Raw genomic sequence first — 22,617 nt, forward strand, 5'->3', positions numbered from 1 at the left:
AGAATATTAAGGTATAGCAATTTAAGGATGGGGTGTAGTATGGAAAAATACATTACTTACGTTGAATTGTTTTCAAGATTATACAAAGAGGGCAAAATTGATATTAAGTGGTTAAAAAATTCTTCTAGCTTCAGAGTTAGTAAAGAAACTGAGAAAGAAATAGAACATATTGGCGTTTCGCGTGAAGACTTCATTAAGACAGCCTTTGAGATTGTTAGAGTATGTCAAATGTTAGCTTCAGGTAATATACCAAAAAGTATTGAACAAGAAAAAATTCGGATCATCACAGAGAACTTTTTAACTCAAGAAATACTTGAATTTATAAATGTACATTCTCATAGTAAGAATGATGTTATCGAAGGTTTTGACTATGATATTTTAACAAAGAGAAGCGAAAAAGATTTAAGTAACGTCATAGCATATACTGGTGTACTCAATTTTATTGTGTCAGATGTATATGGGGAAACAGAAGAATCCAATCAAAAAAAAGTTACTATAGAGTTATCAAAAATGGAAATTAACAAACTCATAGATAAGCTTAAAGATATTTATGATATGATTGAGAGTCTTGAAGTGAGTGAGGGTGAAAAAAATGATAACTGACTATTTTGTTGATGATGACGACCAATCTGTTGTTGCAAAGGATATGGAAACGCTTAAGGATCCTTATAAATCAGCAAATCACGTGGTTTTAAATTGGCGGTTGTTAGAGAATGATCCAAACAGAGGGCTAAAAAGTGAATCTTTTGCATATAATGTTTACCACCGTAATAAAAAGAATTGGGTGGTTGATGTGAACGGAAAAGACTATTTAAAGTCGATAATCACTAAACATTCTAATAACGTAATGGACAAAAATATCCTTAGTGGAATGCCAACAATTAAAGGTACAAGAATTCCTGTATCTTTAATTATATCTTGTTTGAATGACGATATGAGTATTAATGATATTTGTGAAGACTATGAACTTACCCAATCTCAAGTAAAAGCCTCCCTTACCTATGTAGAAGATTTATTAAACAATCCTTTTTTTGAGGAATAAGATGAAATTACTTTTGGATGAAAATATTACCCCAAGAGCAAAAACGATATTTGAAAGTTTAGGTTATGATGCAGTAAATATTCATTCGTTAGGGATGAGGGGAAAGTCAGACATTGAGGTATTTAAAATAGCACTAGAGCAGGAAAGGGCATTACTTACTGAAAATGACAAGGCAGCTAAATTTACTTTTTTAGGTTCCAATAAACACAAAGAAGAAACCGTCTTTCTACCTGACCAAGGTAAAGACGGTTTCTTCTTTATTAAACAATTAATTGGTCACTGCGCATCTTCGGTTTGATAAATATCTAGGCGAACATTATCCCTAAACTGGCTTGATTTTTCATAATTGAAGGATAGCCGACCACCCCACCTTCGAAAAAGCATCACACGATAATGTGTGATGCTTTTTCCAAACAGGTTATCCCGCCTCCGGATCGGCAAATTGACTGTTGTACAAGTCGGCGTAGAAGCCTTGTTTCTCCAGGAGTTACTGGTGGGTTCCTTGTTCAATGACTGTGCCGTTGTCCATGACCAAAATTTTATCGGCATCTTGAATGGTGGATAGGCGGTGGGCAATGACAAAGCTTGTTCTGCCTTCCATCATCTTATTCATGGCCTCTTGAATGAATACCTCTGTGCGTGTGTCAACACTGGAGGTGGCTTCGTCAAGGATCATGATTGGCGGATCAGCTAGCATGGCGCGGGCGATGGTTAGTAGCTGCCGCTGTCCCTGGGAAATGTTTGATCCTTCTTCATTTAAAATGGTGTCGTAGCCCTCAGGCAGTGTGCGGATAAAGTGATCGGCATGTGCCGCTTTTGCAGCTGCGATGACTTCTGCATCTGAGGCGTTATTTTTCCCATAGGCGATGTTATCTCTGATTGTGCCGTTAAATAGCCATGTGTCCTGTAATACCATGCCAAAGTTTTTGCGTAATTCTTCGCGGGCCATCGATTTGATATTCACGCCATCGATGGTGATTTTTCCACCTTTTAATTCATAAAACCTTAGTAACAAGTTGATCAAGGTTGTTTTTCCTGCGCCGGTTGGGCCGACAATGGCAATCGTTTGGCCTGGTTTCGCGTGAAGGCTCAAATCGTTCATCAAATGCTCGTTGCCGTAGCCGAAATCAACATGCTCAAAGGAAACGGCGCCTGTTGTCTGATTCAGTTTTCCGGTGCTTTCCTCTTCTGCTTCCTCTGCTTCATCGAGTAAAGTGAAGACACGTTCTGCAGCTGCAATCGTCGCCTGGATGATATTGGCGATATTGGCTGTCTGGGTAATCGGCTGGTTAAATTGCTTCGAATAGGTGATGAACGCCTGAATATCCCCAATCGAAATGGTGCGCTGCGTGACCATAATCCCGCCAACGATACTGATCAGCACATAGCTAAGATTTCCGATGAATTTCATGACTGGCATAATCAATCCGGAAATAAATTGGGCGCTCTTTCCAGCCTCATATAATTCCTCGTTGACCTCATCGAACGTTTTTAGTGCCTGTTTTTCCTGTCCGTATGCTTTGACAACTTCATGTCCGGTAAACATTTCCTCAATATGTCCATTCAAATTTCCCAGTGTACGTTGCTGCTTGCCGAAATAACGTTGTGATTTTTTCAGAAATGGTTTAATCACAAACACAGATAACGGCAGGCTGACAAGGGCAATTAATGTTAGCAATGGACTAATTGTTAGCATCATGATCACAATTCCGACGATGGTAACTACAGATCTGATAAACTGGGTGATGCTTTGCTGCAAGGTATTTCCAATCGTGTCAATATCATTGGTGACACGGCTTAGCACGTCTCCGTGTGCATGGCTGTCATAATAGTTTAGCGGGAGTTTTTTCAGTTTGTCGAAAATATCTCTGCGCATATCGAAGACGGTTTTCTGTGCGACACTTGCCATTAAATATTGCTGTATAAACGTAAATATACTGCTGAACACATACAAGCCGCCGAGCAGGAGCAACATCCGGGCGATTTTCCCAAAATTTATTTCTGCGCCAGGGGTTCCTTGTAGCTTGGCATAGGCACCATCAAATAAGACAGTGATTGTGTTACCCATTACTTTCGGGCCAAGAATGGTAAAAACAGTACCCAAGATGGCTGCGAAGAAAACGGTGATTAATCGCTTTTTTCGGGGCACGAGATAGCCAAGGAGGCGACGGAATGTGCCTTTAAAATCTTTCGGCTTCTGTTTTTGCATCATTTGCGTCTGGCTGTTTTTGGAAGATTTTTTACTCATGCTGATTCCTCCTCCCCTAGCTGTGATTTTACAATTTCCTGGTATACTTCATTGTTGTTCAGTAATTCCTTATGGGTGCCCATTCCGGCTATACGGCCTTTATCAAGCACGATAATGCGGTCAGCGTCGATTACAGTGCTTACTCGTTGGGCGACAATGACAATAGATGCTTGATTTACTTCTTCTTTTAATGCCTTTCTTAATACAGCGTCTGTCTTGTAATCCAGTGCGGAAAAGCTGTCGTCAAACAGGTACACGTCCGGCTTCCTTACTAATGCCCGGGCAATGGACAAGCGCTGTTTTTGCCCGCCGGAAAGGTTGGAACCGCCCTGATCAATGACGGAATCATACCCATGTTCCATTTTTTGGATGAAATCATCTGCCTGGGCAATTTTAGCAGCATGTTGAATTTCCTCCATTGTTGCATCGTTCTTTCCATAGCGAATATTTTCGGCAATCGTTCCTGAAAAAAGCAGCGCCTTTTGTGGGACGAGTCCAATTTTGGAGCGGATCTGTTCCTGGGAAGCATCCCGGATATCCGTGCCGTTGATTCGGATGACGCCCTCGGTCACATCAAAGAAGCGGGGAACCAGATTAACGAGCGTTGATTTACCAGATCCGGTACCGCCGATAATCGCTGTCACTTCGCCTGGTTGTGACGTGAAATCGATATTGGTCAAGGCTGGTTCCGCTGCGCCAGGATAGTGGAAGGTGACATGGTCAAATTCAAGTGTACCTTTTTCCTGTTCAGCAGCGTCCGTATTGTTGTCCGTAATAGTTGGCTTTAACTCCAGCACTTCATTAATCCGGTTTGCTGAAACGGCGGCACGTGGGATGATCACAAACATCATTGATGCCATAATAAGCGCGAACATGATTTGCATCACATACTGGATAAATGCCATCAAATCTCCAATCTGCATCCCGCCATGGCCAATCCGTATGCCGCCGAACCAAATAATCGCGACGATGGTGAGATTCATCACAAGCATCATGATCGGCATCATAAAGGCCATGATTTTATTCACCTTGATCGATACATCGGTCAAATTGGTGTTGGCTGTTTTTAACCTTTTTGATTCTTCATGTTCTTTTGCAAACGCGCGAATAACCCGAACACCGGTCAAATTTTCCCGCATGACAAGATTCAGCTTATCCAGTCTGTCTTGAACGGCTTTAAACAAGGGCATGCCTTTCTTCAGGATGAATAAAATGGAAAAGATCAGAAATGGCATGGTCGCCACAATGACAAGTGATAACTTGGCATCCTTGGATACGGCCATGATTAAGCCACCCGCCAGCATGATTGGTGCCGTGATGACCATCCGGAGCATCATCATCATGACCCTTTGTATCTGGGTAATGTCGTTGGTTGTTCTGGTGATCAATGACGCTGTGCCGATTTGATCAAATTCTTCTAAGGAAAATTGTTGCACATGGTTGAATACACTGCGCCTTAAATCTCGGCCGTGTCCCATGGCAACTTTGGCCGAATAGTAGCTTGCCATGATCGAAACGCCGATACCAACAGCTGTCACAACTAGCATCAGCCCACCAATCTTCCAAATATACGGGATGTCACCTTGAACCACACCGTTGTCCACAATGTCTCCCATCAAGGTTGGTAAATATAGATCGGTCAACGCTTGCGCAAAAATTAGGATAAAAATAAGCGCGACCAACCATTTATAGACGGACAATCTTTTTAGGATTTTTAGCATGGTTCCTCACTACCTTCTTCAAAATGTGCAGCTAACTGACGATGGATGGCCAGCAATTGGTTAAATTCCTCCGCTGAAAAGGAATCCACTGCTCTCTGAAATCTGCTGGGAACACCATCTTTTTGTTCTTTAATGTTTTGTATCAATGCTTTTCCTTCTGCACTTAACGACAAATCCATTTCCCGCCGATTGTCCTTGGCAAACGTCCGGTTCAGAAGCCCAGCCTGTACAAGCCCGTCAATCGCATGACTTAGTGTGCTTTTTGGAAAATTCGTTAGCTCCTGGAGACGCTTCTGCGCAATTTGATGATAGTGTGTCATCGTAATAAGTATGGCAAATTGCGGCATTGACAAGTCTTGAGCAGCGGCTGTTTGCTTAACCTGCTGCATAATCAAACGATGCAGCCGCCAGAACGACTGCATTAATGTATAAGAACGGGAAAACTCATGATTATTATCATTCATTATATACACCATCTTTCTTTTTTAAAGCATTTCTAAAATGAACTGTTCAAAATGGAACTATTACAGTTTACTCTTTTGGATATTGTGGGTCAAGGAGGAATTTGTTCAACTGCAAGCCGACAGAATTGCGCCATTTAATAGGAAGAATTGGTGAATTTATCTGCGCAATCCATACCAATGGAACGCTGGACAGACATGTGAATCAGCAAGGCTTTGATGTTATTAGCAACGGAAGGCGAATTAGTGCTAAAACAACAGCACAGTCGGAAGGGTTTATTACAATTAATCAGAATACATTTGCCGGTTTTAATGATTTGATTGTCGTGCGATATATTGAGAATTTCGTCTTTAATCAACAGGAAGTGGAAAAGCTTAACTGATCACGAAAAAATAGCTTTAGAAATTGCTTATGGTGGGGATAAGTTGAAAACAAAACAACTTGCCGAAGCTTTAGGAAAAAGTCCACAATAGGCACGTAAGATTCTAAAAAATCTTGAAAGCAAAAGGCTAGTTAAAAAAATTGCTACGTCAGAAAGAGATCCAAACTTACATTATGTATTAAATAGTGGAGAAGATGAGTCATCCGATTAAGAACCGTGCAATTTTATGCTTGGTTCTTTTTTATTTTGTAATAATTAATTAGATTTAAACTATGGTAATTCAAAACATGGTGTATAGCTTGACCTGAACTAGTAAGAACTTGACACGAATAGGCAAAAGCTTGACGTAAACTTGAGGTGGGACATGGGGACAGGTTAACTGTCCCGGCTGAAATTCCCTAAAATACGGGGTTTTTGACTGGGACAATGAACCTGTCCGAGGCCACTGAAATAGTACCCTTTTTATAACGCACATTTCGGGATCTAAGCAGATTTTTTTTGATTTTCTCTATTTTTGTCGGTCCATTTCAAGATAATGGTAATAAAAATAGAATTAGACCCGTTTTTAGAGGATAGTATCTTCGCTATCCTCTTTAAATTAACTGCTAATGCAGTTAATTTTGCTTGTAATTCCATGCTTCTTAGACCGTACCCCCTGGCACGATCTAATCCGTGGAAATTCTTCATCTCACCATTTTTCCATTCTTGGCAAGACCTGTTCCGATATTTTTCTTTAAATTCATCCGTCTTTTGCTCTTGGCTGTATTCGTAAAATTCAGGGGTGTTTATCCCTATCTCTAAAATTCTACCAACAGTTTTACCCGAGAAGCATTGCTCCCTTAACGGACAATTTCTACAGGTTTCTCTATCAAAATAATATCGATAGGTTTCCTTTCCATCCTTTCTCTTTTTGTAGACTTTTCTCTCTGTTTTATTCCCCTGAGCACAGAACCATTCATCCGAATCTTTATTGTAACTGTATAATTCCTCATCAATTTTATAAGCCATCTCACTTACTGGTATGTATGGTTTCGCCCCAACTTCTTTTATTTTATCAAGGATTGGCTTTTTAAAATATGCTTTGTCACCGTAGACCTCATCTATAACTATTCCGCTTTTTCGTGTTTGTTCTAGTAACTCATTAAACATCGTTCCGTCAACATAGGCACCATCACGAACATTAACTGCCGTAATGATTCTGTCTTCTGTTGTAATCATAAATTCTGTTTTGTAGCCAAAGAAATGGGATGTTTTACTTTTGTGACCAACTCTTGCATCTTGGTCTACTAGTGAACGAACGCCTTTTTGTTCCAAAAATTTAGGGTCCTTCAGAATTTCCTTCGCCATGTTTAGCACTTCTTTTGTTTCTGGTGCACTTTCCACATCTACTGTTTTTTCTACATTCGCGATGGTTTCTTCAAGGTAGGATTTCATTGTTTTCTTGGCTTCTTTATGATCCTCTATTTCTTTATAGTCTGGTATTTCTTGATTTATCTTTTCAGGTACCTCACCGTTTTCTTTCTCAACGATTTTAAATAGCTTTTTTGCGAGATGCTTCATCACTCTTTCTACAGTACACTTAAAGGTGTTCGCTTCCGAGTGTGTTGTATCGATGCTTAATCCGGATCCTCCTAAAATGCCTTTTTCAACACTTTGTCCGATGCTTTCTGTGATGATATCATCGACCGTAAAATTCCCCTCTAATTTCTCTTTGCGGAATTTCGTCAAAAGGCTTGGATGTGGTAAGTCATCTTCTGGGTTAATGCCTAGAAAATACATGTGGGCAAGGTTCAGTGAAGCCTCTTCTATAATTCGCACATCCGATAAATCATAAAGGTATTGTAGTACTAAAAGTTTTACCATGAACTCTGGCTCTTTCGCTGGTCTACCATAATGTTTACAATAGGTTTTTTCGAGTAGTTCGTTGATAAAGCTAAAATCTACCTCATCGCGAAGTATTTTAAGTATATGATTTTCAGGAATTTTACTGTATAATACGGAATAGATGCTTAATTGCATATCTTTGTCTTTAAGCATGAAAATACCCCAGGTTTGGTGATGGTTTTTTTGCAGTTTTATTAAAACAAATTTTTGGGGGGGTTTTTTAGCTTTTATTAAATTATTGAAATTTTAGAGTGGCTTTTTTAGTGGCCTCAACCTGTCCCCNTAAGCATGAAAATACCCCCAGTTTGGTTGATGGTTTCTTTGCAGTTCTATTATACCAAATTTTAGGGGTGTTTTTTTAGCTTTTATTAAATTATCGAATTTTCAGAGTGACTTTTTCAGTGGCCTCAACCTGTCCCCATGTCCCAGTGGCATATCTATCGCACTCCAAACATACAATTGTACTAACTAAACCGGACTGGGGGAGTTAGTGATGGATGGTTCGTTGATTATTTCGGAGGATGATTTAAAGCGATATGTTGAATTAAATGATCAAAAGAAGCAAATTGATCAGGAAATGAAACAGTTGAAAAATAAATTTCATCAATTGTTGGATGATTCGATTGGGAAAGAAGAGAAGGGGGAACTTGAGCGGGGGAGGTATAAACTTCAGCGTCAAGTGCGTTCCCAAATTCGCTATCATGATGAAACGACTGTTGCTAAGTTGGAAGAATTAAACCTGGAAGATTGCATTGTACTCGTGAAACGTCCAGATCCTGACAAATTGGAGGCGGCAATTAAATTAGGCATGGTGGATGAAGCGGAATTTGGAGATTGTAAGCGTACAAAGGTGACGCAAGCGATTGTTGTGAAGGAGACGTTCTGATCGGCGGAATTAGAGGATTTTTTACTATCTATCCTTAGACATGCACCCGGTTATCCAGAATAATCACATCTCACCATACTGTTAGCTAAACGATGAAGTCCCACTACTTTAGCTAACAGTTTTTTGCCTGCATAATTTTACTTCCACCACAACGGGTATTAATCTACAGACACTGTAAAGCCTAAGCATTAAATGGTATAATAGTCACAGAAATTTATGGATAGAGGAATGAAAACATGGTAGAAGGCAGACGATCAGATAGACGAAAAAAGCCAAAACGTCGTTGGTTGAAAATAAGCTTAGTCGTCATTTTAGTGCTTGTGCTCGGTGTTGGGGCATATGCATATTCGATTTATCATAATGCAAAACAAACCGTAAATGAGAAAATGCATCAAACAGTGGACTCGATTGATCATAATGATGGAAAAAAGAAAATTAATGCCGAAAAACCGCTTAACATTTTACTACTTGGCGTTGATAAACGTGCAGGTGACCGTGGACGTTCGGATGCACTAATGGTACTGTCAATGGAACCAAAAAAAGATAAAATGAAACTGATTAGTATACCACGTGATACTCGCGCGGAAATTGTCGGAAAAGGGCGTGAGGATAAGATAAATCATGCCTACGCATATGGTGGAACTGACATGTCCATCGCCACCGTTGAAAATTTCCTTAATGTCGAGTTGGATTATTATGTCGAGATGAACATGGAAGGGTTATCAAAAATGGTTGATGCTGTCGGCGGGATAACCGTTAATAATGAGCTTGAATGGTATGATGAAGGGTACTACAAAAAAGGATACCATTACGAAAAAGGCAAAATAACGTTGGATGGTCCACAAGCAATGGGCTATGTCCGTATGCGGCACCTTGATCCGAATGGTGATTTTGGCCGTACGAAACGTCAGCGTCAAGTTATCGAGGCCATTATTGATAAAGGTGCAAGCATCGCATCGGTTAATAAAATTGATGATATGATTGATGTGCTTGGTAATAATATGGCAACCAATCTGGATTTTGACGATATGAAAAATTTACTCTTCAACTATAAGGATGTACGAAAAAATGTGGTTCGTTATATGATGGAAGGAAATGGAACAAAGATTGGCGGCACGTATTATTTAATTGTGCCCGATTCGGAAATTGCTAAGGTGCACGATATGATAGTGAAGTAAAATTATAATAAGGGCCCGCACTTGGCTGAGGGAGTGCGGGCTTTTTATTATGCCTATTTTCAGTAACGAAATCATTCTTTGTTTTGGGGCGAATGTTCGCGTGCTTCACTTGTCCACTAAAGCGGGAAGCGCCTTGATCTTCAGCCGTTGTTATTTTTCAATCCGAATCCACAGTGATATAATAGGAATATAGTAGCAAGTAGATTTATCCCAAATTTAACAATAATCCCCTCACAATAAAGCTCTACTTTATAATGGCTGAATGGCTGTATTCTAAAAGATTGTTGTTATTGAAGAAATATTTAAGCAAATATTACCTCACAAGCAGCCCGTATACATGTAGACTCCTGGGGAGGAAAGGCATCGATGAGACCCGCAGTGCGTTAGCACGAGGAGGCTCAATAGTCGACCCCGGAAAGCGAAATATACGGGCTACGGGATAGAAGGCACAAACAATACAAAACAGCCTTTATAACTGAATTCAAACACGAACCAACAAAATTCACGCAACAAAGAAAGGAAATTCGATGGAGACATTAGAAAAAATTTTCCTCTCATCACCACACATGAGCGGAAACGAGCAGAAATATATACAAATGCCAACCGGTCGTGATTGGGCATCGACACTTGGAAATAATGTTGATGCGTTTGAAAATGAACTAGCCACATACAATTTGATTAACGATGCGACAGCGGTCACGTCTAGAACGGCAGCAATACAATTGGCACTGCGCTTAACACATGTCGGAAAAGGTGATACGGTTTTTTGTTCTTCGTTAACCTCAGTGGAAACCGCGAAACCAATTGTGTTCTATGGGGCAAAACCGGTTTTTATTGATTCTGAACCAGATACATGGAATATGTCACCAGCCGCATTACAACGCGCTTTTTTAGATGCCATCGAACAGAAAAAACTTCCGAAAGCAGTAGTAATTGTTAATTCGTATGGCCAAAGTGCAAAAATGGATGAGTTACTAGAAATTTGTGATGCATACGGCGTTCCTGTGATTGAAGATGCTGCAGAATCGCTTGGCAGTGAGTTTAAAGGGAGGAAAAGTGGTACATTTGGCCGCTTTGGCATTTTCTCGTTTGACGAAAGTAGTATCATCACGACATCTGAAGGAGGAGCACTGATTTCAAATGATGTGGAGGCGTTGAAGAAAGCGCGATTTTTAGCAACGCAATCACGTGACCCTGCACTTCACAATCAGCATAGTACCGAGGGTTACAGCTATCGTATGAATAATATTGTTGCTGGTTTCGGACGGGCACAGTTGGAAGTGTTAAATGACCATGTTGCCAAGAGACGTGCGGTGTTTGACCGTTATCATGAGGCTTTTGACCAAATGGACGGAATTGAATTTCAGCCGGAATTGGAAGAATCGAAATCCAATCGGTGGTTAACCGCATTTACGATTGATCCGGATATCACTGGTATTTCCCGTGATGACATTATTCGCGCGTTTGAAGCGGAAAATATTGAAGTGTGTCCTGTATGGCAGCCAATGCATTTGCAGCCGCTATTTATTGAAATGGATTATTATCCTCATGAAGAAGGAAAAAGTGTATCCGATCAATTGTACGAAAAAGGTGTTTGTTTACCGAGCGGATCGGATTTGACGGAAGCAGAGCAAGAACGCGTTATTCAAGTAATTCAAGATCTTTTAAAATAGAAGTTGAGGTTCATGTCGATAGTTGGCATGGATCTTTTTTTTGATTGAGTGCGCGCGGCAGGCATTTGATTAAAAGCATCTTTTTTGGAAAAAGTAATGGTGAAAAGAGGTGCTATGATGAAAGAAACTAATAAAAAATTTACAGCAGCGGGGACAGACATTGATGCGGTCAAACAGCAAAATGATGATTCTGGCATGTCGTATAATGAAGCGAAAGAATTTATTGCGAAAACTACTGGTGGACATGGTACTGGCGTTTACAGTGATACCGATCGTGCGGAAGTCCGGAATAAAAATCAGAGCTAACCATTTTAATGTGCTGGTCGTTGTTGACGACCAGCATTCATTTTAGTTGCGTTTCATTTGCTCTTGCGCCATTTTGACCATTTCTTTCACCATATTTCCACCGATTGGGCCGCCAATCTTGCCCGCTTGTTCGGAGGTAAGCTGGCCATTATATTTTTCTTTTAACGGAACGCCCTGTTCGTTAGCCACTTCATATTTCACATCATCCGGATTAGCGCTGTTCACGTCGTATCCTTTTGCCTTCATGACGCGTCCTTTTAATTGATCTAAATCTTTCTTAGCCACGTATAACGCCTCCTTATTAAATAGGCTTTCCTAAATGGCAGTGTTCACTCTATGGTAATTTTTTAATAAGGGGTTTGTTGCATTCTTTTATTCATAAAAATGTTCATTAAGGAAATAGTAATTAGGACAAGGAGGGATCGTGATGGGAAAAGATTATGAAAAAATCTACAACGCATATAAGGAACAAAGTGAGCAACAAGCTGGCGTAGAAGCTGGGCGGAGCAGCCGTCAAGGCTAAGAATCTAATGGAGTGAAAGTCTCCTGTCATCAATTAACCGGTTCGGATGACTAGCATATCCAATGCGTGGGGAGGTAACAAACTACGTTCTGCTTGGAAGTAAAAGTCACGGCAGCCTATTCTACACAGAGAGGATAAGGTTGGGATAGTCAGCGTGACAAGCAAACACAGAGGCTGGAAGGCTTTAACGAATACTGCAGTCCCGAAATCTACGCCCCTCAATGAAGCTATCCGAGGGATATTTGCTTAGCGTCGACCTTTGCCTAGTGGGGGAAGACCGATGTCTTACAGGAAGTAACGGTTAAAAGCACTGTAAGAGCAGCCGGGGCATGGGTTCTTGCATCTGTGGAAAGATTCTTAGAGATAACGACGGGAAGGTCCTACTTCTAATTGATATGGTACTAATCAATGAAGACTTGTCATATAAGAGGCACAATAGAAATTGACAAGATGATTTAGGACTGGCGCATGAGGACGTAGTAGCTATGAGGAAAGGGTAATTCCTTTCTAAGAGTAAGTAAATTACACTTCTATCAGGGTAACACCTATGATAGAGCGAAGGACCTCTGGGCACTTGGATTGCAAGGACAACAAGACTCGGAGCTTGTAATGAACTCCAGGCTAGTATAAAAGTAAACCATTAATTGATGGGGGAATATGTGTACCTACATTTAATCCTGCGGTTAATTGGGAAGGCTTGTATATGATTTATCCAAGGTCAGAACCGGACTCGGGAAAACCGACCGTCCGGGATCGCAGGGGGGCTACTGGAAACGTAATTCTAATGAATGTGCGCGCCAGTTTTCTACCCGACAANGCGGTTAATTGGGAAGGCTTGTATATGATTTATCCAAGGTCAGAACCGGACTCGGGAAAACCGACCGTCCGGGATCGCAGGGGGGCTACTGGAAACGTAATTCTAATGAATGTGCGCGCCAGTTTTCTACCCGACAAGAAAATTTGGATGGAAAAGAAGCAATAGCAGCGGTTCGCAAAAATGATGATGGCGATATTATTGCGTTTCAAACAAATACAGGGCGTGAATTGGATTATGTGGCGGCATTGGACGAAGCAAAAGCGGGAAAACTTGCACATATTGATGTTTTCCATAAGTATGGGCGGGATATTATTCGGAGTGAACCAGATGGGATAAAAGAGAATAATTTGGATAACTTGCCTACTTTTTGATTTGAATCAATCTTTATTTGTTTTTCAAAATCACTGATGAATCATAAGTGAGATGGGTTCAAAGCAAAAAAGCGCCACACCCTGAAAATTTTCAAGATGTGACGCTTTTGCTGGTAGACTTACATTCAAGCTCGACTCTCTAATTCTTTTTCCGATCCTGCCACAATTACTGCTGCAGAAGCATCCCCAACGATGTTCACGGATGTTCTTAACATGTCCAGAATGCGGTCGATACCAGCGATCAATGCGATTCCTTCTAATGGCAAGCCAATGGAGGAAAGGACCATGGTAAGCATGATTAAGCCTGCACCAGGAACGCCAGCTGTTCCAATCGATGCGAGCACCGTTGTAACGACGACGGTAAGCAATTGGATGAAAGAAAGATCCAAGCCATAGAATTGGGCGATGAAAATAACGGAAACCCCTTGATAAATGGCGGTTCCATCCATATTAATGGTTGCTCCAAGCGGAAGAACAAAACTACTGATTTTGCTTGGTACGCCTAGGTTTTCTTGGGTATTTTTCAACGTTATTGGCAATGTTCCCGCGCTGCTCGCCGTACTGAAAGCAACGATCGCCGCGGGTGAGATACCTTTGAAAAATGTTAACGGACTCATTTTAGCGAATATTTTAACCGCGGATGAATAGACCAGAATCGCATGGACAATACAGGCGACAAACGCAGCCGCAATGACTTTGATTAGTGGTAATAGTACTGACAATCCATACTCGCCAATGACCGGCGCTACCAATCCGAGTACCCCAATCGGAGCAATTTTCATAATGATACCCGTAATTTTATACATGATCTCGGCAAAACCATCAAAAAAGCGATAGACAGGCTGTGCTTTTTCCCCGACCAATGTAATGGCAATTCCAATGAATAAAGCAAAGAAAATAATTTGCAAAATGTTCGCTTCTGCGAGTGCGTTAAATGGATTTTCCGGTACAATGTTTAGAAAAGTCGTGATCACACTTTGCGGTTCCTGCGATGCGGCTTCTTTTGCCATCTCGGACTCTTCTACCGAAATATCCAATCCTTTACCAGGCGAAAATGCGAATGCTACTGCCAGTCCAACGATAATAGCGACTCCAGTTGTCAGCATATAATACACAATCGTTTTGAGCCCCATCCGACCAAGTTGTTTCGGGTCTCCTCCGCTAGAAACACCAACAACGAGTGTTGCTAAAATGAGTGGGGCAATAATAAATTTAATTAACCGTAAAAATAGATCACCAAGGGGCTGAATCACACTAATTGCGTCCCCGAATATAACCCCAAGAATGATGGCTATAATAAAAGCAAAAAAGATTTGTGTGACTAAATTGAATTTTAATTTCACGGGATGTCCCTCCTATATGTAACGACATAAAACTACCAAATTCCAATATTAAGATATTTTTAATAGCTTCTTAAAAAAGTATAAACGAACAAACCCTATTATATCAAATTGATAGATGAGAGGAAAGTGGGATATGTTGGGCGTATGATGCTGGGACGCGGGGACAGGTTCCTTGTCCCAGCCAGTGCTGGTGATTTCGCGCGTGGGTTGATGATTTTGCGTATGGGTTGATGATTTTGTGTATGGGTTGATGATTTTGTTCACGTGCCGATGTTCAGGCTCACGGGCTGATGATTTAGCTTACGCGCCGATGTTCAGGCTCACGGGCTGATGATATAGCTTACGCGCCGAAGTTCTGGTTCACGGGCTGATGATTTAGCTTACGCGCCGATGTTCAGGCTCACGGGCTGATGATTTAGCTTACGCGCCGATGTTCAGGCTCACGGGCTGATGATTTAGCTTACGCGCCGATGTTCTGGTTCACGGGCTGATGATTTAGCTTACGCGCCGAAGTTCAGGCTCACGGGCTGATGATTTAGCTTACGTGCCGATGTTCAGGCTCACGGGCTGATGATTTAGCTTACGCGCCGATGTTCAGGCTCACGGGCTGATGATTTAGCTTACGCGCCGATGTTCAGGCTCACGGGCTGATGATTTAGCTTACGCGCCGATGTTCTCATACACGAGCGGAAGTTTCCGCATTCACGCTGATACCCCCAACCCACATGCCGACCGATATTCCATCTCAAACACAAAAAGAGAGCATATTAGCTCTCTTTTGGCATTCATCTTAGCTGGGACAAGGGGACAGGTCCCTTGTCCCAGCACTAAACCCTTGCGCCCCGTGGCTTCTCAGGTGGGACAACAAACCTGTCCCCATGTCCCAGCACCGTATCCTTGCGTCCCATGGTTTCCCGGGCGGGACAACAAACCTGTCCCCATGTCCCGGTATTAGTGTTCTGCGATGTAGCCCCATTTGTATTGGACGCCGCCGATTGGGGGGACTTTAACGTTTTTGACGTAATCTTTGTTTACCCATACATTTGTGTAGAAGTAGATTGGTGCGATTGGCATTTCATCCATGAATACTTGTTCTGCTTCTTGTAAAACTTCCTTACGTTTTTCTGGTTCTGCTATGGTATTTGATTTTTCAAGCAAACTAGCATACTTGTCGCTTTCCCAATTTGTATAGTTATTGCCACCTGTTGTTTGGAAGATTTCCAGGAAGTTAATTGGGTCATTTACTGCGCCAACCCAGCCCATACGGCCCATTTGGAAATCACCTTCAGATAAACTATTTAGGTAGACGTTCCACTCTTCATTATTAAGTTCTACCTTCACACCTAGATTCTCTTTCCACATATCTTGTAATGCTTGTGCAATTGTCGCATGTGCTTCATCCGTGTTATATGATAGTTTTATCGTTGGTAATTTATCAAGGCCGAGTTCGTCTAGCCCTTTCTGCAAATATTCTTTTGCTTGTTCAATATCATTATCTTGGAAATATCCTTTCTCATTTTCTTCCCACATAGCTGGCGGAACTAAGGCCATTGCTGGTTGTTGTTCACCTTTTGTTATGTTGGTAACGATGCCTTGACGATCAATCGATAAGGCGAATGCTTTTCGTATGTTTGCATTATCGAATGGCTTCATATCCGTATTAAAAGCATAGTAGTAAACAGCAGCTCTGGATTTAACATTTAATGTGCCTTCTTGTTTTAAGGCTGGGATTGCGGCAAGTGGAATAGAGCCTGTTGGTGATCCAGCCCAGTCCAATTCACCATTTTTGTACATTTGTAATTCGGTATTTTCGTCTTCAATCATGTACATATTAATTGTTTCGAGCTTCACATTGTCAGCATCCCAATAGTTTGGATTTTTCTTAAGGGTGATTTGATTTTTGTGTTCCCATGATTCCAGTGAGAATGGTCCGTTTGTTACATACTGTTCACCGGATTCTTGGGCCCAGTCATCTTGCCCGTCTACTACATTATGGTTTACTGGATAATACGTATAAAGTGCTGCTAAATCTAGAAAATATGGTGTTGGCTGTTCGAGTTCAACAACGAGCGTTTTATCGTCTTTTGCTGTAACACCAACTTCATCTAAAGAAGCTTTTCCAGTTTTCGCGGCTTTTGCGTTTTTAATCGAATATAAATAATAGGCGGAATCTGTGTCAGGGCTTTCTGGATTCAGCACCCATTTCCAAGCATATTCAAAGTCTTTTGCTGTTACGGGATCTCCATTGGACCATTTTGCATCGTCACGGATTGTGAATGTGTAGGTTTTTTGGTCATCTGAAACCTCAACCTCTTGTGCCATTGCTTTTTGTGTTTTTCCATCTTGATCCAGCCTTGTCAGCCCTTCAAAAGTTTGGTTAAGCACAGCAACGGATGTCGTATCTGTAGCCTGTCCAGGGTGCATTGATGGTGGCTCCGTTTTGATATTCACGTTCAAAACCTGTTCATCGGCTAGTTTGGTTTTTCCATCATCTTTGCCATTTGTTGCACTTGAATTATCTTCACCACATGCGGAGAGTATAAAACTCATCATTACTACGAATACGATCAGTGTAGACCATTTTTTCTTATTCATTAAAATATCCCTCCAGAATTGATCTTTGTTGTAAGGTTATTGAAACAAAAAACGCGTTTTTTCATCGATACGCAAAATAAATGATTGAAGCAGTTCTTTTGTTGCTTTTAGATCATTTATGTTCACTAGCTCAACGGGAGAATGGGCGTTACGGGATGGGATGGACAATACCCCTGTTGGCACACCTTTATTCGCAAGTGCAACGGCACCACCGTCTGTACCTATCCCTGTGAAAATCTCAAGTTGATAGTCAATTGCTTGTTCTTTAGCTAGCTTGATGAGGTGATCTTTTATTGTCTTTTGCACAATTAGGCTGGAGTCCATTACTTTAATTCCGGTACCAGCACCTAAACGCAAGCTATCATCCATTACTTCCTCTGGGGTGTCGCTAACTGCAGTTGTGTCAACGGCAATAGCTGCGTCAACATCTAATCCATTAATAGCAGTTTGTGCGCCACGTAATCCTACTTCCTCTTGAACAGCAAATAGAAACCAGCAAATTTTTTATCCTGCAATTCGTTTAGTACTTGAAGGAGTGTAGCACAACCTGCACGATCATCAAGTGCTTTTCCAATCATCACTTCATTTCCTTTGCATCCAGTTAGTTTACTTTCCGTGGCCCATGTTATTGGTGTGCCAACTTCAATTCCTAAATCGGAAACATCATCTCTTGACGAGGCGCCAACGTCTATATAAAGATTAGCATGCTTACGAACCTTCGTAGGATCATCGAATTTCATATAATGGGCGGAAATTGTTCCGATTAATCCGTCTACTTCTTTTTTTGAGCCTAGGACTTTAACCTGTTGTGCAGGAAGGATTCGATCGTCATGTCCACCAAGTTTTTCAAAACGAAGCAGTCCATTAGGTTCGATTTTTTTAACAATGAAGCCGACTTCATCCATGTGTGCGGTTAACAGGATTACGGGTCCAGGTTTTGTCCCTTTTTTTCTAGCAATGACATTGCCGATAGAATCAACATCGACGGAATCGACTTTTGGTTTTACATAACTTTCAATGAAGCGGGTAACTTGATGTTCGTAACCACATGGGCCATTTAATGCGGTTAACTGTTTTAGTAGATCAATCATGTGTGTAGCGCCTCCTTATTACATGTATTCAAAGGTATTTTTATAGATTTGTAATTGGACAATTGTGTTAATATCTGTCACTTGATCGAGATCAGTAATTTTTAAAACGGTTTTTGTTATCGCCTCCTGATCGGCGACATTGATCTGTACAAGCAGCGGATATTCCCCTGATGTTAATGTGACATAACGGATCTCTTTCATTTCGCCGAGTTCTTCAATTACTTGGTTTATTGTTTGCGGATGCACCTTTAGTTGAATAATTGCCCCAGCTTTAAGGCCTAGCGCAATGGGGTTGACCACTCCGACAACATCTAACGTATTACTGTCGCGTAAGTTTTTATAACGCAGACGCACAGTCTTTTCGGTGACATTCAGTTCTTCAGCAAGCTTCCGAAAAGACATTCTTCCATCGACAGATAATAGTTGAATTAATTTCTGATCTAACTCATCGATCTCATACTCCAATACATTACCTCCTTTCGATACTCTTGTTGATATTAATAGCTGTAAAACGTAAATATTATTTAAATAAGTATTCATATATATTAGGGAATGCATTAAAAGCTACCTAATAAGTGAATTTTAATTATTATATAACTCAAATCATTATAAATCAATTGTTTTTTTAAAATAGAGAGAAAATTTTAATTGGAAGAATATCATGGAATGGTAACAATGTTCGTTGGTGGTTATTTAGAGGATTTCATTCTGCTTGATTGGAAATTCATGATGATGCAATTTCAACATTGTTTAGGGATGGAATTTTTGGGATGGTCGTGTTGCTGGGGAATGTATGGAAGATGTGAATTGTAAAGATTTAGCAATATGATGAAACAGGTAACCGTTTATATCCTTCAATGATAGTAAAAAGTGCCAAAAGAGAGCAGCCTCTCATTTGGCGTTCATCTTAACTGGGACATGGGGACAGGTCCCTTGTCCCAGCACTAAACCCTTGCGTTCCGCGGCTTCTCAGGCGGGACAACAAACCTGTCCCCATGTCCCGCTATACGTTAAATTGGTCGACTAGTTCTTGTAGTTCTTCGGCCATTTGTGATAGGGATGTGGCGGAACTTGTGATTTCTTCCATGGAGGCCAGTTGTTCTTGTGTTGATGCGGAAACGTTTTGGGCTCCATCTGATGTTGTTTTTGCTACGGTCGCTACTTTGTCAAATGTGGTAATAAAGTGTTCAGCTCCGGAAGCAATTTCTTGAATTTTCGATGTTACTTGCTGGATTTGTTCTGTTACTGAATTAACAAAACTTGTAATATCCGTGAACGATTGTCCAGCATGGCTAACGACTTCAATTCCTTTATCCACTTCTGCAGTTCCGGTTTCCATAGACGTCACTGCATTGTTTGTCACATCTTGGATAGCGACAATCATTTGTCTAATTTGCTCAGATGATTGAGATGACTGTTCTGCAAGTTTTCGAACCTCGTCAGCTACAACCGCAAAACCTTTACCATGTTCCCCAGCCCTGGCTGCCTCAATAGCTGCATTCAGTGCAAGTAAATTTGTTTGTTCGGCGATATCTGTGATGACATCGACAATCTTACTAATCTCTTGTGAATGTTTTCCTAGACCCTCAATATTGGCTGATAAATCATGAACGGTTTGCTTAATGGACTCCATTTGTTCAACAGTTGTATCAATTGCCTGATTACCGGCTTTTACAACCGATGTTGCGTTTAATGCTGTTGTTGAAACTTCATTGGAACTAGCAGCAATTTGCTGAATCGAATTTGACATACCATTTGCCATTTCGGAACTTTTTTCAATGCTTGCTGATTGGCTTTCCACTCCAGATGCCACTTCTTGGATCGATGATGAAATTTGCTCCGTTGCAAGTGTATTTTGTTCCGTACTTGCATTTAATTGTTCGGATGATGCTGCTAGATTACTAGCTTTTTCCCGAACTTGTAAAATGACATCACGAAGGTGCGTTCTCATTTGATTGAACGCTTGCGCTAATTTACCTAATTCGTCATTTCGGTGCAGATCAACTTCAACCGTTAAATCACCTTTGCGCATCTTATCCGTTGCGCCTACTAGTTGATTGATCGGTTTTCCAATTGAACGGACCATGAAAAAGATAATAATCCCACTTAAAATAAGGGAAACAACAATAACGGTGATTGTTGTGTTTAGAATTGGCTTGACTGCTTGATTTACTTCGTCTTGATACATGGTCCCGCCAATTTTCCAGCCTGTCATATTATTCGTAGTAAAGGCCATTTTCTTTTGATCGCCTTCGAACGTATAATTAAATTTTCCAGATTCGGATTCATAAATGTCTTTGATGAACGACTGTGTTGCTTCTGAACCCGCTTCAATATCAGGGTGGCTAATGTAATGGCTTGTTTTATCTAATAAAAATAAATAACCATCATTTCCGATTGAAATCTCGTTAATCATATTCGATAAACTGCCAAGCTTCAAGTTAACAGCGACAACACCTTCACCGTCCGCAGTTGCTTTTGCCAGTGTAACGACTGCTTGTTTTGAGGACTGTGATACATATGGATCCGTAACAATAACAGTGCCCTCGTTGTCCATCGCTTGTTTGTACCAAGGCCGTTCGCGTGGATCATAGTCTGATGGATTCTTAAACGACGTCGGTGAATTCATAAACTCCCCGGATTCTGTACCTACGTAAGTCTGTTCCACATCTGCCTTTGCGTCTTGAATGGTATCTAGTATTTTTCTCGTTTGGTCATCACTATTTTTAACAATATCTCCAGCCGTAATTGCGTTGGATAGATATTCAATGTTCTCCATTTGAGCATGCACAAACTGATTGATTGCTTGACTCACCAAATCAACGTCTTTTTGCGCTTGATCAAGCATCTGCCCATCAACATTTTTCTCTGCACTCTTATAGGATGTATAAGAGATAACAATGCTTGGAATCAGTAAAACAATTAGAAAAGATAAAATCAGCTTACTCTTTAAGCTAAATGAAAATTTGCCAGACTTCTTTTTCTTCAACATATATTCCTCCAGTATTCTTCGCTGTAAATTAAAATACACTATATATATATCGACCAAAAGTATAATTCATTTAGTAAATATTTGAAGTTTAATAGGTAAATTATCCTACTCGGGACGTGGGGACAGGTTCCTCGTCCCTGTCTTTGCTAGGGAAAAAAGGGCGGTGGAACGGGTTTCTTGACCAGGTTTTTGCTGGGACAACAAACCTGTCCCCATGTCCCAATTGTAAAAACGTGGATGACGGTTTAAGATAGTGGTATTATTGTGGATTAATCCAAATTGAATCGGGGGGGTTGCTCGGATGGAAACTACATTTTTTTCTGATAAAAAAGTGCCTTATATTTGTACGCCGCTGACCGGAACAAACAAAGAGGAGATCATGGATGAACTGAAAACCATTATTCCAAAAAAGCCGGATGTCATAGAATGGAGAGCGGATTTCTTAGAGGAAATTAGTAATACAGCTTATGTTCTATCGGTTGCTAAGGAGATAGCTGCAGTCATTGATGTTCCACTGCTTTTTACCATTCGTTCGGAAAAAGAGGGTGGGCAGGAAATATCCTTGTCCGAGGAAGAAAAGGTTGAGTTGTTAAGCCAAATTTGTGAAAGTTCGGCGGTGGATTTAATTGATTTTGAGGTATCCAACAGTCCTGAACATATTCACAGGCTTAGAAAGCAGTCGAAGGAAAACAAGAAGCAATTAATCTTGTCTTATCATAATTTTACCTGCACGCCAGCCAACTCGGAAATGATGAAGCAAGTTTACATGGCTGAATTTTTCGGTGCGGACATAGCAAAAATAGCTGTGATGCCAAATAACAAAGAAGATGTATTACAGTTATTGGAATTGACCAAACAAGCAGACGAGGCATTATCGATACCAATTGTAAGTATGTCCATGGGGAAAATCGGCAGTTTGACCAGGATAATCGGCTGGGCATATGGATCTGTCATGACATTTGGAATGGGGGTCCAAAGCTCAGCACCTGGGCAAATACCGATCGAAAAATTAAAAGAACAAATCGCATCAACACAGGAAATGGTGGGGGACTGGGAGTAGTTTATTGCTGCTCCTGCTTGTGTTTGACAGGGCGTTGCAGAGG

General features: G+C 40.9%; 19 protein-coding genes and 3 pseudogenes. 11 read left to right on the plus strand and 11 right to left on the minus strand.

Going from position 1 to position 22,617, the window contains the following annotated elements; all coding sequences use genetic code 11:
* The first annotated feature begins 39 nt into the window (after positions 1-39).
* The 3 genes from C8270_RS08475 to C8270_RS08485 are packed head-to-tail and all read left to right on the plus strand — an operon-like array spanning position 40 to position 1,340.
* Complete coding sequence (locus tag C8270_RS08475) at positions 40-603, plus strand: hypothetical protein (protein WP_106496413.1); 564 nt, start codon at positions 40-42, stop codon at positions 601-603.
* Complete coding sequence (locus tag C8270_RS08480) at positions 593-1,042, plus strand: DUF433 domain-containing protein (protein WP_106496414.1); 450 nt, start codon at positions 593-595, stop codon at positions 1,040-1,042. Before C8270_RS08475 ends, C8270_RS08480 begins: the two co-directional genes overlap by 11 nt.
* A 1-nt stretch (position 1,043) precedes the next feature.
* Complete coding sequence (locus C8270_RS08485; RefSeq protein WP_106496415.1) at positions 1,044-1,340, plus strand: DUF5615 family PIN-like protein; 297 nt, start codon at positions 1,044-1,046, stop codon at positions 1,338-1,340.
* A gap of 189 nt (positions 1,341-1,529) precedes the next feature.
* Here C8270_RS08485 and C8270_RS08490 read toward each other — a convergent pair whose 3' ends face one another.
* Genes C8270_RS08490 through C8270_RS08500 form a run of 3 tightly spaced genes read right to left on the minus strand, consistent with a single transcriptional unit; the run spans position 1,530 to position 5,475 of the window.
* Positions 1,530-3,290 (minus strand): ABC transporter ATP-binding protein, encoded by a 1,761-nt coding sequence (locus C8270_RS08490; protein WP_106496416.1) that lies wholly within the window; start codon positions 3,288-3,290, stop codon positions 1,530-1,532.
* A complete protein-coding gene (locus C8270_RS08495; protein WP_106496417.1) occupies positions 3,287-5,011 on the minus strand; it encodes an ABC transporter ATP-binding protein in 1,725 nt (574 codons plus the stop codon). The genes C8270_RS08490 and C8270_RS08495 overlap by 4 nt, the downstream gene beginning before the upstream one ends.
* Positions 5,005-5,475 (minus strand): MarR family winged helix-turn-helix transcriptional regulator, encoded by a 471-nt coding sequence (locus C8270_RS08500; protein ID WP_158701665.1) that lies wholly within the window; start codon positions 5,473-5,475, stop codon positions 5,005-5,007. Before C8270_RS08500 ends, C8270_RS08495 begins: the two co-directional genes overlap by 7 nt.
* A 98-nt stretch (positions 5,476-5,573) precedes the next feature.
* On the opposite strand from C8270_RS08500, the pseudogene C8270_RS08505 reads away from it, so the two are divergent.
* Positions 5,574-5,852, plus strand: a pseudogene (locus C8270_RS08505) (DUF7225 domain-containing protein); the annotation flags it as partial.
* A gap of 486 nt (positions 5,853-6,338) precedes the next feature.
* Here C8270_RS08505 and C8270_RS08510 read toward each other — a convergent pair.
* The gene (locus C8270_RS08510) at positions 6,339-7,892 is read right to left on the minus strand and encodes an IS1182 family transposase (RefSeq protein ID WP_106496419.1); all 1,554 of its coding nucleotides are present in this window, start codon (positions 7,890-7,892) and stop codon (positions 6,339-6,341) included.
* A gap of 340 nt (positions 7,893-8,232) precedes the next feature.
* Between C8270_RS08510 and C8270_RS08515 the strand changes: the two genes are divergently transcribed.
* The 4 genes from C8270_RS08515 (at position 8,233) to C8270_RS08530 (ending at position 11,782) form a co-directional block, all read left to right on the plus strand.
* The gene (locus tag C8270_RS08515; RefSeq protein WP_106496420.1) at positions 8,233-8,625 is read left to right on the plus strand and encodes a hypothetical protein; all 393 of its coding nucleotides are present in this window, start codon (positions 8,233-8,235) and stop codon (positions 8,623-8,625) included.
* Positions 8,626-8,861: 236 nt separating this feature from the next.
* Positions 8,862-9,803, plus strand: a complete 942-nt coding sequence (locus C8270_RS08520; RefSeq protein ID WP_106496421.1) for an LCP family glycopolymer transferase — start codon at positions 8,862-8,864, stop codon at positions 9,801-9,803.
* Between the two features lie 527 nt (positions 9,804-10,330).
* Entirely contained in the window at positions 10,331-11,476 is a 1,146-nt protein-coding gene (locus tag C8270_RS08525) for a DegT/DnrJ/EryC1/StrS family aminotransferase (RefSeq protein WP_106496422.1), read from the plus strand.
* Positions 11,477-11,590: 114 nt separating this feature from the next.
* Positions 11,591-11,782, plus strand: coding sequence for a gamma-type small acid-soluble spore protein (locus C8270_RS08530; protein WP_106496423.1), 192 nt, complete (start codon positions 11,591-11,593; stop codon positions 11,780-11,782).
* A gap of 42 nt (positions 11,783-11,824) precedes the next feature.
* Here C8270_RS08530 and C8270_RS08535 read toward each other — a convergent pair whose 3' ends face one another.
* Positions 11,825-12,067 carry an alpha/beta-type small acid-soluble spore protein gene (locus tag C8270_RS08535; RefSeq protein WP_267894838.1) on the minus strand — a complete coding sequence of 81 codons (243 nt, stop codon included), beginning with the start codon at positions 12,065-12,067 and terminating at the stop codon, positions 11,825-11,827.
* 1,174 nt (positions 12,068-13,241) lie between these two features.
* Between C8270_RS08535 and C8270_RS08545 the strand changes: the two are divergent.
* Positions 13,242-13,493, plus strand: a pseudogene (locus C8270_RS08545) (DUF3892 domain-containing protein); the annotation flags it as partial.
* A 125-nt stretch (positions 13,494-13,618) separates the two neighbouring features.
* Here C8270_RS08545 and C8270_RS08550 read toward each other — a convergent pair.
* The 5 genes and pseudogenes from C8270_RS08550 to C8270_RS08565 form a co-directional block, all read right to left on the minus strand.
* Entirely contained in the window at positions 13,619-14,836 is a 1,218-nt protein-coding gene (locus C8270_RS08550) for a dicarboxylate/amino acid:cation symporter (protein WP_106496426.1), read from the minus strand.
* Positions 14,837-15,456: 620 nt separating this feature from the next.
* Complete coding sequence (locus C8270_RS20660; RefSeq protein ID WP_267894839.1) at positions 15,457-15,585, minus strand: hypothetical protein; 129 nt, start codon at positions 15,583-15,585, stop codon at positions 15,457-15,459.
* A 202-nt stretch (positions 15,586-15,787) separates the two neighbouring features.
* Positions 15,788-17,431: a peptide ABC transporter substrate-binding protein gene (locus tag C8270_RS08555; RefSeq protein ID WP_106496427.1), complete on the minus strand. Its 1,644-nt coding sequence runs from the start codon at positions 17,429-17,431 to the stop codon at positions 15,788-15,790.
* A gap of 36 nt (positions 17,432-17,467) precedes the next feature.
* Positions 17,468-18,522 (minus strand): annotated as a pseudogene (locus C8270_RS08560) (M42 family metallopeptidase).
* A gap of 18 nt (positions 18,523-18,540) precedes the next feature.
* Complete coding sequence (locus C8270_RS08565) at positions 18,541-18,987, minus strand: Lrp/AsnC family transcriptional regulator (RefSeq protein ID WP_106496428.1); 447 nt, start codon at positions 18,985-18,987, stop codon at positions 18,541-18,543.
* A gap of 183 nt (positions 18,988-19,170) precedes the next feature.
* Between C8270_RS08565 and C8270_RS19910 the strand changes: the two genes are divergently transcribed.
* Entirely contained in the window at positions 19,171-19,335 is a 165-nt protein-coding gene (locus C8270_RS19910; RefSeq protein ID WP_158701666.1) for a hypothetical protein, read from the plus strand.
* A 190-nt stretch (positions 19,336-19,525) separates the two neighbouring features.
* On the opposite strand, the gene C8270_RS08570 is transcribed toward C8270_RS19910, so the two are convergent.
* Positions 19,526-21,514: a methyl-accepting chemotaxis protein gene (locus C8270_RS08570; protein WP_234028523.1), complete on the minus strand. Its 1,989-nt coding sequence runs from the start codon at positions 21,512-21,514 to the stop codon at positions 19,526-19,528.
* A gap of 301 nt (positions 21,515-21,815) precedes the next feature.
* On the opposite strand from C8270_RS08570, the gene aroD reads away from it, so the two are divergent.
* The gene (gene aroD, locus C8270_RS08575) at positions 21,816-22,574 is read left to right on the plus strand and encodes a type I 3-dehydroquinate dehydratase (protein ID WP_106496429.1); all 759 of its coding nucleotides are present in this window, start codon (positions 21,816-21,818) and stop codon (positions 22,572-22,574) included.
* The last annotated feature ends 43 nt before the right edge of the window (positions 22,575-22,617 follow it).

Origin of the sequence: Lentibacillus sp. Marseille-P4043, from assembly GCF_900258515.1 — a bacterium.
Taxonomy (GTDB): domain Bacteria; phylum Bacillota; class Bacilli; order Bacillales; family Amphibacillaceae; genus Lentibacillus_C.